This is a genomic window from Shimia sp. R9_1 (genome assembly GCF_017743775.1).
Taxonomy (GTDB): Bacteria; Pseudomonadota; Alphaproteobacteria; order Rhodobacterales; family Rhodobacteraceae; genus Shimia.
This window is the reverse complement of the sequence record NZ_JAGHRN010000002.1, coordinates 784,922-796,982: the sequence shown is the minus strand read 5'-3', so window position 1 is coordinate 796,982 and position 12,061 is coordinate 784,922. Positions and strand designations below refer to the sequence as shown.

Below are 12,061 nucleotides of genomic sequence, written 5' to 3'. Positions count from 1 at the left end.
GCCTCGCCTCAAAGCACTCCCTATCCCCTTCCAACACCCTCAGAAAATCTTCCCCGGGTTCATAATCCCATCCGGGTCAATCGCTGCCTTCACCGCGGCCATCACATCGACCGCTCCGCCAAGCTCTTTGCGCAGATAGGGCTTCTTGCCCTGCCCAATGCCATGCTCGCCGGTGCAGGTGCCCCCCATGGAAATCGCCAGATCATTGAGCCAGCTGACAAAGCCCTCCGCCTTGGCGACCTCCTCGGCATTTTCCATGTCAATGAGCGGCAGCGTGTGGAAATTCCCGTCCCCCACATGGCCTACAATCGGGGCCAGCAAGCCAAGCTCCGCCGCCTTCTCTGTCGCCGCCGTGACACATTCCGCCAGCCTTGAAATCGGCACGCAGACATCGGTGGAGACACCTTTTGCGCCGGGGCGCAGCTGTAGTGAGGCCCAATACATATCGTGGCGCGCCTGCCAGAGCTTGGTGCGGTCCTCGGCCTTTGTCGTCCATTCAAACCCCGTGCCACCCATCTCCTCAGCGATGGCGCCAAACATCTCTGCCTGCTCGGCCACGCCATTGTCTGAGCCGTGGAACTCCAGCAGCAACAGCGGTGTTTCCGGCAGATCGAGCTTGGAATAGGCATTGGCCGCCTTCACGCTCATCGCATCCAACAGCTCGATCCGCGCCACCGGAATGCCGTATTGAATGGTGGCCATCACCGCCTGACAGGCTGCATCCACACTCTCAAACGAGCAGCGGGCGGAGGACATTGCCTCAGGAATGCCCTGCAATTTCAACGTGATCTCGGTGATGATGCCCAAGGTACCCTCAGCCCCCACCATCAGGCGCGTGAGGTCATAGCCTGCACTGGATTTCTTGGCGCGGGTTCCGGTGCGGATCACCTCGCCTGACGGCAGCACCACCTCCAGCGCCAGAATATTGTCTTTCATCGTGCCATAGCGCACCGCATTGGTGCCGCTTGCGCGGGTGGAGGCCATCCCGCCCAGCGAGGCATTGGCCCCCGGATCAATCGGAAAGAACAGGCCGCGGTCGCGCAGATGGGTGTTGAGCTGCTCGCGGGTCACACCGGGCTGCACCACGCAATCCAGATCCTGATCATTGACGGCGACGATCCGGCTCATCTCTGTGAGGTCGATGCACACGCCCCCCGCCGGCGCATTCACATGCCCTTCAAGCGAAGTGCCCGTGCCATAGGCGATCACCGGCACCTTATGGGTGGCGCAGGTTTTCACAATGGCGGAGACCTCTTCAGTGGATTTGGCAAAGATCACCACATCCGGTGCCTGCGTGGGCAGCCAGGTGGTGGTGTGGCCATGTTGCTCGCGCATGGCTTGGCCGGTCTGACAGGCCTCGCCAAACTGCTGCTTCAGCACTCCCAGCGCTGCCGCAATACCCGTCTCATTGCGCTCCAAAACCTCTGCGTTTGCCATGCCTCTCCCCTTTGCACCTCGCATCGGGCCACAGGCAAACGCAGAGCCTTGTGCTCAGATGCGCTTATTCGCCATAGGCCACCCCTTCGCGGCGGTTGTCCGCCCCGCCCTGCAACCCATCACCAATTGCGATGGCATGCAAGCCAGAGTTCAGCCCACGCACATTCACCTCAAAACCCATCTCTGTCAGAGGAGCCTCAAAATCAGCCGCCGAGGTGCCTTCTTCCACGTCATAGGTGCCAAAACGGTTCACCAGATGCGGCAGATCAATCGCCGCCTGCACATCCATGCCCCAATCCATATGGGCAATGATAGTCTTGGCCACATAGCCGATGATCCGGCTGCCGCCCGGGCTGCCAATCACCAGCACAGGTTTGTCGTCTTTCAGCACAATCGTCGGCGCCATGGAGGAACGTGGGCGTTTGCCCGGCTCCACGCGGTTGGCCACTGGCACGCCGTCATTGTGCGAGCGGAAGGAGAAGTCAGTCAGCTCATTGTTGAGCAGATAGCCCCGCGCCATCACCCGGCTGCCAAAGCCGTTTTCAATCGTGGTGGTCATCGACAAAGCGTTGCCATAGCTGTCCACAATCGAGATGTGGGATGTCGACGGCTGCGCAAATGTCTGCCCGTCACCCCAGTTCAGCGCATGGTCAAACTCCGGCGTACCCGGGGCCACGTTTTCCAGCGCCTCGTCACCCGACAGCAGCTCTGCCCGCGCCGCCAGATAGTCTGGTGCCACCAGCCCCGCGGTTGGCACCGGCACAAAATCACTGTCCGCCATGTAACGGCCACGGTCAGCAAAAGCCAAACGCGAGGCATCCCCGATCAACCGCCAGGCATCCGCGCTCTCAGGCCCCATGCCCGCCATGTCATAAGACCCAACCAGCCCGAGGATCTGCCCCACGGTCAGCGCGCCCGAGGAGGGCGGCCCCATGCCACAGACATCATGATCGCGGTACTCCACACAGACCGCATCGCGCTCTTTCACCTGATAAAGCGCCATATCCACGGTACTCAGCACGCCGGGATTGTCGGCACTGCGCACCGTGGCCACAATATCCGTGGCAATCTCACCGGTGTAAAACGGATCCGCGCCGTGCTCCGCCATCAGGCGCAGGCTCTCTGCATAGTCCGGGTTCTGCAAAACACTGCCTTCTGCCAATGGCGCGCCACCGGGAAGGAAATAGGCCGCAGTGGTCGGATGGCTTGAGAGTCGCTCCGCATCATTGGCCACCGCGCCTGCAAGCCTAGGGGAAACCGCAAAGCCGTTTTCCGCATGGCCAATCGCGGCCTCAAGCAGGCCGGGCCAGGCGCTGCGCCCCCAGCGGCGATGCGCTTCTTCCATCAGCATCGGCGTGCCCGGCACCCCGACAGAGCGCCCACCAACCACCGCATCAAAGAACTTCATGCGCTCGCCGGTCTCATCCAGAAACAGCTTCGGTGTGGCCGCAATCGGCGCTTTCTCCCGCCCATCGAGCGTGGTCACCGTGCCGCTCTCAGCATCATACCAGACCAGAAACGCGCCGCCGCCAAGGCCAGAGCTTTGCGGCTCCACCAGCCCCAGCACCGATTGCACAGCCACCATGGCATCCGCCGCAGAGCCCCCGGCGCGCAGCACATCTGCGCCCGCCTCAACCGCCAGCGGATTGGCCGCTGCGACCATCCAGTTTTCCGCCGATGTGGGGCTGCCTGCCTCCTTGGCCTTCTGCGCCGCCATCAAGGCTTCGGGGATTTGCCCGCCAAGCTGAGTCGCCCCCTCCGGCGCAATACTGTCCGCCGCCTCCTGCGCCAAACTCATGCTTGCCATCAGGCAAGCCACGGAAACACTTAATGAAAAACGCTTCATTCCACTCTCCCTAAATCGGAAACCACAAGGCCAATTCCCGCTCTCAAAATCCCGAGCGATCCACCTGAAGACAGCTTAGGTCAGAGCGGCGGCATCACCAACAGCGGATAATCGCTGAGCACCTCATACTGCGCGCCAACTGAGGTCAGATGCGAGCGATAGAGCGCAAATTCAGACACCGAGACCGGCCACATATCGTAATGCGCACCGCGCGAAATCGCGCCTTGGATCTTCTCCGGCGCGTGCTGCCCGTCGCGAAACCGGCTCAGCGTGACATGGGGGCGAAAGCGACGCTTCTCGATCTTCATGCCCACCCGGCGCGCGGCGCGAGCCACATCGGCCTGCAACGCCATCAACGCCGGATCCGGCGCCACCAACAGCGCCAGACAGCGGCTTTTCGCGCCGCCCACGATGTCGATGCCCTTGAGGGTCATCTCAAAGCCCGGCGCGCGGATCATCTCCAGCTCTTCATGCAGCATCTCAAGCTGCTCCACCGGCTGATCATCCAGAAAGGCCAGCGTCACATGCAAATTGGCCGCAGGCACGGGGGTGCCAACGGCCAAACGGTCCTGCATATCCAGCAGGCGGTCTTCTTCGGGGCCATCCAGCGGTATGCCAACAAAGGCGCGCATGGGGTCAGCGCCGCCCGCTCAGAGCATCGCTGGCACAACCAGATCCGGCGGGCGGTGGCCGTCGTCAAAGGTCTTGATGTTGATCAGGACTTTTTCACCCATCTCAATGCGCCCTTCCACGGTGGCCGAGCCCATATGCGGCATCAGCACCACATTAGGCACACCGCGCAGATCAGGATGCACCTCATGGCCGTGCTCATAAACGTCGAGCCCCGCACCCGCGAGATCCCCGTTCTTAAGCGCCCGCACCATGGCGTTCTCGTCAATCACTTCCCCGCGGGAGGTGTTGATGATGACAGAAGAAGGCTTCATCAGCTTCAACCGGCGCGCGTTCAGCAGGTGGAAAGTCGATGGCGTATGCGGGCAGTTCACGGAAATCACATCCATACGCGCCAGCATCTGATCGAGGCTCTCCCAATAGGTCGCCTCATATTGCTCTTCAATCTCGGGGCGCAGACGGCGGCGGTTGTGATAGTGGATCTGCATACCGCAGGCATGCGCACGCCGCGCCACAGCCGTGCCGATGCGGCCCATGCCCAGAATGCCCAGCCGTTTGCCGCTCACCCGGCCACCCAGCAGCGTGGTGGGGGCCCAGCCGTCCCATTCGCCCGATTGCATGCGCTGCACGCCTTCGCTCACGCGGCGGGTCACACCAAGGATCAGCGCCAGCGCCATATCCGCCGTGTCATCCGCCGACACACCCGGCGTGTTGGAGACCAGAACACCGCGCTGACGGGCCGAGGCCACATCAATGTGGTCCACACCCGCACCATAGTTGGCGATCAGCTTTAGCCGCTCGCCGGACTGCGCAATCATGTTTGCGTCGATCTTGTCGCTCAGCGTTGGCACAAGGACATCCGCGTCCTTCATGGCCGCCGCCAGTTCCTCGCGGCTCATCGGGGCGTCATCCTCCCGCAACCGCACATCAAACAGCTCCGACAGCCGTGTCTCAACCGCTTCTGGCAGACGTCGCGTTACGACAACACTCAGACGTTGCTTTGGCATTCGATGCCTCCCAATGCTTTCCAAATCAGCCTGTTGATGTCACAGTGCAACACAGGCCAGCGGGGCACAAGAACCCCTCCGCACCTTCAATGCAGAAAATAACAGGCAAAATGTTCACCTTGGGTCGAAAATCTCTTGTGAGCTTGGCCGCAGCTTTGCTGTTGGCGCTCACAAATTCCGTTGCGGCAGAAGTACAAGCCGACCAAAAGCGCGGGCCGGTGACCAACCTGCCTTTGCCGCGCTATGTGTCTTTGAAAGCCAGCAAGGCCAACGTGCGGCGCGGCCCCTCGCGCACGCACCGGATCGACTGGGTTTTCACCCGCAAATCCATGCCGCTTCAGATCACCGCCGAATATGGCCACTGGCGCCGTGTGCGCGACATCGAAGGCGCAGGCGGCTGGGTGCATTACTCGCTTCTGTCCGGCGTGCGCACGGTGATTGTCCAGAAAGACATGCTGCCGCTCGCCATACGCCCGGAAGCCGAAACACAGGCCGCCGCGCATCTTGAGCTGGGCGTGATTGCCAAACTTGAAGAATGCAATCCGGACTGGTGCCGCCTGAAGGCGGGTGGCTACAAAGGCTGGGTCCAGAAGTCCGACCTTTGGGGCGTGTCAGCCGAGGAAATCCGCGACTGATCTGCGCGCTGTCGCTTGGAAAACGTTTCTCAGGCAGCTGACGCAACCATCAGGACTGGCTTCGGTCTCGGAGCGCAAGCAAGTTCATACAGCGCAGCGCAAATCCGCTTGATGACGCGCTGCTGCGATGCTCGCGAAGAGGTCAATACCGGATGCTGTGATATGGATGAAGTTCTGCTTCCTTAGGAAAGCAGAGGCGAAGCGAGACTGGCACGCTTCGCTTTCAATCCAATTGAAAACGAGCCGCCTCTCGCTTGCGCTCTAACGCGTGTCTCGAAACTTTTTCAATCTGCTTCGATACACTTCACCCTACGGGGTTTTGGTTGCGTACAGAATGCAATCCCTACCTGGGTTGAGTTCTTTGCAGTGAGCAAGGGCCCCGGCCTTGGCTTCATCCAGTGTGGATTTGCCACCAATGCGACCACCACCTCCACCAGTTTCCGTAACATACAATGCCCCGAAAGCATCCACATGTCGTATAAACTCTCGGTAGGCCTGGGGCATTGGTCCGTTCAACTCGATCTCGCTAAACCTTTGAACATTAGAAGGTTCTTCAAACTCGACACCCGTTTGGCATCCCAGCAACAGAGAAAACATGCAACCAAATAGCGCGAGTCTAGATATCATCGATATTCATTTTCTTGCTTGCTCAAACACAACGATATGTGCGCTCCAGCCATGTATCGTACGCGTTGCCGCGGGTTTTTTGCTCTTGCTGACCGGTATATTCAGCCGCTTCCTTTCCGAACTCCGCGCAGGCGTCATTGGCCAGTGATTGCATCTTATTGTACCCAAGAGCATGGGTCTCAGGCGGATGGCTCAACAAACTGATATGGATACCAATGGTCACTTGGTCGGCACTTTTTTCTTGTACCCAAGCATTGGTGTGCTCCGCACCTCCGGTGCAAGACGCCAAGGTGGCAACACAGCCCAAAATAAAGAGATTTCGCATAGCTTTTCTTTCTAAATTCCCCGATTCATCAAAAAACTATGAAGTAAAGCCAGCCGGAAGTTCCAGAGCCTTGAAGGCGATTGGCCCCGGATCACTCAAAGAAAATCGCGAAGTGCTTTTATCGTATCACGCGAGACCACAAGCGGGAGTGACTTGCTGTTCAGAGCAGCCAACCAAACACCGCCCCGCTGACGGCCTCAAAAAACCTCCCGTCGAGCGCCATACTTCCATGACGCTCAACAGGCACTCATTGCGCGCTGCTTAGTGCGTCGCCTCTGCCGCTGCGCGGATGGCGCGGATGTTGTCGCCGTAGACCTGCGCCTGATCGACAGAGCCGCCTTTGAACACGGCAGAGCCCGCCACCAGCACATCGGCACCGGCCGCCGCCACCAATGGTGCGGTTTCCGTGGTCACACCACCGTCGATCTGAATGTGGATCTCCCGATCGCCGATCATCTCGCGGCAGCGGCGTGTTTTCTCGACGCCGGAGTGGATGAACTTCTGCCCGCCAAAACCGGGGTTCACGGTCATGATCAGCACCATATCCACCAGATCCATCACATGCTCGATGCTCTCCAGCGGCGTGCCGGGGTTGAGGCTCACACCGACCTTCACGCCCTGCGCCTTGATGGCCTGCAACGTGCGGTGAATATGCGGGCCTGCCTCCACATGGGCTGTGATCATATCGGCACCCGCCTCGGCATAGGCCTCGATATAGGGATCCACCGGCGCGATCATCAGATGCACATCCATGAAGGTTTTCACATGCGGACGGAAGGCTTTCACCGCGGGCGGGCCAAAGGTCAGGTTGGGCACAAAATGGCCGTCCATCACATCCACATGCACCCAATCCGCGCCCTGATCCTCAATCGCGCGGATCTCCGCGCCGAAGTTGGCAAAATCCGCTGACAGGATGGATGGGGCGATCTTAATCTTGCGATCAAAGCTCATATCTGGCTCCTCTCCGGCCACGCCGGGATCTGAAGGGCTGCGGGGTCAGGCGTGTTGTCAGACCGCGCAAAATGGCGACATCGCCCCTTCTGAGGGCGATTCGAAACTGGCGGCAAAATGGCGAGACAGAGGGCAAATTTCAATCGAATTGGCATCTGCGCCGCAAAGTTCACAATCCGCCTAATTTTTCATCTTAGGTTTTCAGTTAGCGCAAAAATTGCACGCACCACACAAATGCGCTCAAAAATCGGGCAGTCTCACTTTCCGCCCGGCGCAACCGATGCGAGTCAAAGGCAAATTCCCTGCCGAAAGACCGGAGAGTGCCATCACCGCGCTGACACCCATATCACGTCCAGAGCCTGCCCTGCCGCCCACGCAGCAGCAGCCACGCGCGCAAGGCAGTGCCGATATCCGCAGCAAACAGCGCGAGGGCAACTCCGTTCTGGATGATCTGCGCCTGTCCGGCTCCAGCCGCGTCCTGTTTCCCCACGCCAATTACGCACGCGGCCGCACCAAGGCGCTTCAGGCGGTCCTTCTCAACACTGCAGGCGGCATCACCGGAGGCGACCGTTTCTCCGTTGCCGCCGCCGCAGGCACGGGCAGCCATCTCACCGTGACCACGCAGGCCGCAGAGCGGGCGTATCGCAGCATCGACGCAAAGCCCGGCCGGCTGGACAGCACGCTCACCCTGTCTGAGAACAGCCAACTCGATTGGCTGCCACAGGAAACCATCCTGTTTGACGGCGCATCGCTCTCCCGCAGCCTGACCGTCAACATGCATGAAATCGCGCGCTTCCTGATGGTGGAGCCTTTGATTTTTGGCCGCACCGCCATGGGTGAAACCGTGCGCAAAGCCGACATCTTTGACCGCATCACCGTGACCCGCGGAGATCAGCTGCTGTTTGCAGACCGGATCAAACTCAGCGGCAATATTCAGGCCCAGCTTGACCGCCCCACCATCGCCGGCGGTGCCCGCGCCATGGCCACGCTTTTGCTGGCCGCTCCGGATGCGGCCCGCCATCTGGACGCCCTGCGCGCCCTGCTGCCCGCCACGGCAGGCGCCAGCGTGATCCGCGACGGCCTCCTCTTTGCGCGCATTCTGGCCGAAGACGGCCACGCCCTGCGCCAATCTCTCATTCCCGCGCTCACGCTTCTGCACGGCGCCGAAATTCCCCGAACATGGATGCTCTGACCACATGCAACTGACTCCCCGCGAAAAGGACAAACTGCTGATCGCCATGGCGGCCGAGGTCGCCCGCAAGCGCCTCGCGCGCGGCGTAAAGCTGAACCACCCAGAGGCCATTGCCCTGATCACCGACGCCGTTGTCGAAGGCGCACGGGACGGCCGCTCCGTGGCCGACCTCATGAAATCCGGCGCGCAGGTCATCACGCGTGAGCAGTGCATGGAGGGCATCCCCGAGATGATCCATGAGGTGCAGGTGGAGGCCACTTTCCCCGATGGCACCAAGCTCGTCACCGTCCACAATCCGATCCGCTGACCAAAACAGAAAGACCCATCATGCAACGTTTTGCCTTCACCGCCCTCCCCGCCAAAAGCGCCGCCCCGGCCTTGGCACAATTCAGTGACCCCCTGCTTCTGGCACAGCTGGCAGGCAGCTTCACCCTCGGCGCACTTGGTCTTCTCGCGTGGTCCCTGCAATGATCCCCGGCGAACTGATCCCCGCAGAGGGCGAACTCACCCTGAACGAACACGCCGAAGTCACCACCCTCATGGTGGCCAACACCGGCGACCGCCCCATTCAGGTGGGCAGCCACTACCATTTTGCCGAAACCAATCCGGCTCTGGAATTTGACCGCGCCGCCGCCCATGGCCTGCGTCTGGACATCGCCGCCGGCACCGCCGTGCGCTTTGAGCCGGGCCAACGCCGCGAAGTGAACCTCATCCCGGTTTCAGGCGCCCGCCGCATTTACGGATTTAATCAGAAAGTCATGGGGCCTCTCTCATGACGTAACCCCAAGGAGATTTTGATGCAGACACTTGCCATGGGCTCTATCACGGCCTCACTGAACGGGTTTATCTTCATGTCGCGCATGATGGAGCGCAACATGCGCACCTCTCATGCCATGACCAAGGCCATGATGACCTCCATGGGCCTGCGCCGCCCGGATTCCGTCTCAGAGGTGTCTGCACCCTTAACCGCACCGCCTGTCGCCGAGGTGGCCAAACCGGTCCCGGTGACCAAACCGGCCGCCAAACGCCCGCCCCGCCGCAAAGCCAGCACTGCGACCAAGGCCAAGACCACCCGCCCTGCATCACGCGCTGCTGCCAAACCCGCGCCCTCAGAGCCGAGCTTCAAAACAACCAGCGCCAATGTCGCGACATCACCTGCGCCGAAAGTCGCAAAGACCGCCGCGCCGGAAACGCCAGCGGCCAAACCCGCGCCAAAGGCCAAGCCCGCCACCAAAACGGCAAAGACCGCAAACCCGCCTGCTGCCAAGGCCGCCACAACCAAACCTGCAGCCGCCAAAGCTGTCGCCAAGCCAACGGTGGCCAAAACCGCAGAGCCCAAAACGCCAAAAACAGCCGCGCCAAAGGCCAAACCCGCCGCAAAAACCGCAACACCCGCGCCCGCAAAAGCCGCGCCTAAAACCAAGGCCAAAGCAAAGGCAAGCACAGCTGCTGCCCCCAAAGCGGCCGCCAAACCCGCACCCGCGGCCAAAACCGCAACGCCCAGCGCCGAGCCTTCAGCGACACAGGCACAGCCACCAACGCCGACGCGCAAACCCAAACGCCAGCCTTCCAAGCCTCCGACCATGCCGCAGGCTTCAAAACCCCAAAAGTAATCCAGAGGCGGGCCCCGCCCGCCCTCTGCGCAACCAACAGAGACGTCCTTAAATGCCAGCCAAAATTTCCCGCTCCGACTATGCCGCCATGTTTGGCCCCACCGTGGGTGACAAGCTGCGCCTCGCTGACACTGATCTCGTGATCGAGGTGGAGCGAGATCTGACCGCCGAGAAAGCAGGCAACGGCAATGCGCTGAGTTACGGCGAAGAGGTCAAATTCGGCGGCGGCAAGGTGATCCGCGACGGCATGGGGCAAGCCCAGACCACCCGCGCCGAAGGGGCTGTGGACACGGTCATCACCAACGCGCTGATCGTCGATCATACCGGCATCTACAAGGCCGACGTGGGCCTTAAGGATGGGCGCATCGCCAAGATCGGCAAGGCAGGCAACCCCGACACCCAGCCGGGCGTGGACATCATCGTTGGCCCCGGCACCGAGGCCATCGCGGGGGAAGGCAAAATCCTCACCGCAGGCGGTTTTGACAGCCACATCCATTACATCTGCCCCCAGCAGATCGAGGATGCGCTGCACTCCGGCCTCACCACCATGCTCGGCGGCGGCACCGGCCCGGCCCACGGCACTTTGGCCACCACCTGCACCCCCGGCCCATGGCACATTGGCCGTATGCTGCAATCCGCTGACGCCTTCCCGATGAACCTCGCCTTTGCGGGCAAGGGCAACGCCAGCCTGCCGGCCGCCATCGAAGAGCAAGTGAAGGCCGGTGCCTGTGCGCTCAAGCTGCACGAAGACTGGGGCACCACGCCCGCCGCGATTGATTGCTGCCTCTCGGTGGCGGATGCCATGGACGTGCAGGTGATGATCCACACCGACACGCTCAATGAAAGCGGCTTTGTGGAAAACACCGTGGCCGCCATGAAAGGCCGCACCATCCACGCCTTCCACACCGAAGGCGCAGGCGGCGGCCACGCCCCGGACATCATCAAGATCTGTGGCGAAGAGCATGTGCTGCCCTCCTCCACGAACCCCACACGGCCCTTCACCGTGAACACGGTGGATGAGCATCTCGACATGCTCATGGTCTGTCACCATCTCGATAAATCCATCCCCGAGGACGTGGCCTTTGCCGAAAGCCGCATCCGGCGCGAAACCATTGCCGCTGAAGACATCCTGCACGACATGGGCGCGTTCTCGATCATCGCGTCCGACAGCCAAGCCATGGGCCGCGTCGGCGAAGTGCTGATCCGTACATGGCAGACCGCTGACAAAATGAAGAAACAGCGCGGCCGCCTTGCTGAGGAGACCGGCGAGAACGACAACTTCCGCGTCCGCCGCTATATCGCCAAATACACCATCAACCCCGCCATCGCCCATGGCATCGCTCATCAGATCGGCTCCATTGAAGAAGGCAAGCGCGCCGATCTCGTGCTGTGGAACCCGGCCTTCTTTGGCGTGAAGCCGGAAATGGTGCTGATTGGCGGCTCGATTGTCTGTGCGCAGATGGGCGACCCCAACGCCTCCATCCCAACGCCCCAGCCGGTCTACTCCCGTCCGATGTTTGGCGCCTATGGCCGCGCCGTGGAAAACGCCGCCGTTGTGTTTGTGTCAGAAGCGGCACAAGCGGAAAACATCGGTGCGTCACTGGGCTTGGCAAAACAAACCATCGCGGTTCAGAATACCCGCAAGATTGGCAAGTCAGATCTGAAACTGAACGCCGCCACCCCGGAAATCGAAGTCAATCCAGAGACTTACGAGGTGCGCGCGGACGGCGAACTTCTGACCTGTCAGCCTGCCGAGGTGCTGCCCATGGCACAGCGGTACTTTATGTTCTGACCGGAG

13 protein-coding genes are annotated in these 12,061 nt (G+C 61.0%); 6 read left to right on the top strand and 7 right to left on the bottom strand.

All coding sequences use genetic code 11. The annotated features are described in order from the left end of the window. Window positions 1-39: 39 nt before the first annotated feature. The 4 genes from J7399_RS10160 to J7399_RS10145 form a co-directional block, all read right to left on the bottom strand. Window positions 40-1,437 (bottom strand): FAD-linked oxidase C-terminal domain-containing protein, encoded by a 1,398-nt coding sequence (locus tag J7399_RS10160; RefSeq protein WP_209085775.1) that lies wholly within the window; start codon window positions 1,435-1,437, stop codon window positions 40-42. Window positions 1,438-1,501: 64 nt separating this feature from the next. Then, window positions 1,502-3,283, bottom strand: a complete 1,782-nt coding sequence (gene ggt, locus J7399_RS10155; RefSeq protein ID WP_209085772.1) for a gamma-glutamyltransferase — start codon at window positions 3,281-3,283, stop codon at window positions 1,502-1,504. 80 nt (window positions 3,284-3,363) lie between these two features. Continuing rightward, window positions 3,364-3,915 carry an RNA 2',3'-cyclic phosphodiesterase gene (gene thpR, locus J7399_RS10150; protein ID WP_209085769.1) on the bottom strand — a complete coding sequence of 184 codons (552 nt, stop codon included), beginning with the start codon at window positions 3,913-3,915 and terminating at the stop codon, window positions 3,364-3,366. A gap of 18 nt (window positions 3,916-3,933) precedes the next feature. Then, complete coding sequence (locus tag J7399_RS10145; protein ID WP_209059577.1) at window positions 3,934-4,920, bottom strand: D-glycerate dehydrogenase; 987 nt, start codon at window positions 4,918-4,920, stop codon at window positions 3,934-3,936. A 110-nt stretch (window positions 4,921-5,030) separates the two neighbouring features. On the opposite strand from J7399_RS10145, the gene J7399_RS10140 reads away from it, so the two are divergent. Continuing rightward, window positions 5,031-5,555, top strand: coding sequence for an SH3 domain-containing protein (locus J7399_RS10140; RefSeq protein ID WP_209060255.1), 525 nt, complete (start codon window positions 5,031-5,033; stop codon window positions 5,553-5,555). 649 nt (window positions 5,556-6,204) lie between these two features. On the opposite strand, the gene J7399_RS10135 is transcribed toward J7399_RS10140, so the two are convergent. Both J7399_RS10135 and rpe read right to left on the bottom strand, forming a co-directional pair. Then, a complete protein-coding gene (locus J7399_RS10135) occupies window positions 6,205-6,507 on the bottom strand; it encodes a hypothetical protein (protein ID WP_209085767.1) in 303 nt (100 codons plus the stop codon). 261 nt (window positions 6,508-6,768) lie between these two features. After that, the gene (rpe, locus tag J7399_RS10130) at window positions 6,769-7,458 is read right to left on the bottom strand and encodes a ribulose-phosphate 3-epimerase (protein ID WP_209085764.1); all 690 of its coding nucleotides are present in this window, start codon (window positions 7,456-7,458) and stop codon (window positions 6,769-6,771) included. A gap of 280 nt (window positions 7,459-7,738) precedes the next feature. Between rpe and J7399_RS10125 the strand changes: the two genes are divergently transcribed. Genes J7399_RS10125 through J7399_RS10110 form a run of 4 tightly spaced genes read left to right on the top strand, consistent with a single transcriptional unit; the run spans window position 7,739 to window position 9,426 of the window. Further along, a complete protein-coding gene (locus J7399_RS10125) occupies window positions 7,739-8,650 on the top strand; it encodes an urease accessory protein UreD (protein WP_209085763.1) in 912 nt (303 codons plus the stop codon). Between the two features lie 4 nt (window positions 8,651-8,654). After that, window positions 8,655-8,957 (top strand): urease subunit gamma, encoded by a 303-nt coding sequence (locus tag J7399_RS10120; RefSeq protein ID WP_209085762.1) that lies wholly within the window; start codon window positions 8,655-8,657, stop codon window positions 8,955-8,957. 20 nt (window positions 8,958-8,977) lie between these two features. After that, window positions 8,978-9,121 carry a hypothetical protein gene (locus J7399_RS10115; RefSeq protein WP_209085761.1) on the top strand — a complete coding sequence of 48 codons (144 nt, stop codon included), beginning with the start codon at window positions 8,978-8,980 and terminating at the stop codon, window positions 9,119-9,121. Next, window positions 9,118-9,426 (top strand): urease subunit beta, encoded by a 309-nt coding sequence (locus J7399_RS10110; RefSeq protein WP_209059558.1) that lies wholly within the window; start codon window positions 9,118-9,120, stop codon window positions 9,424-9,426. Before J7399_RS10115 ends, J7399_RS10110 begins: the two co-directional genes overlap by 4 nt. Before the next feature lie 110 nt (window positions 9,427-9,536). Here the strand turns inward: J7399_RS10110 and J7399_RS10105 are convergent, their stop codons facing one another. Next, window positions 9,537-10,235 carry a hypothetical protein gene (locus J7399_RS10105; RefSeq protein ID WP_209085760.1) on the bottom strand — a complete coding sequence of 233 codons (699 nt, stop codon included), beginning with the start codon at window positions 10,233-10,235 and terminating at the stop codon, window positions 9,537-9,539. Between the two features lie 80 nt (window positions 10,236-10,315). On the opposite strand from J7399_RS10105, the gene ureC reads away from it, so the two are divergent. Next, window positions 10,316-12,055, top strand: a complete 1,740-nt coding sequence (gene ureC, locus J7399_RS10100; RefSeq protein WP_209059539.1) for an urease subunit alpha — start codon at window positions 10,316-10,318, stop codon at window positions 12,053-12,055. Window positions 12,056-12,061 lie beyond the last annotated feature (6 nt).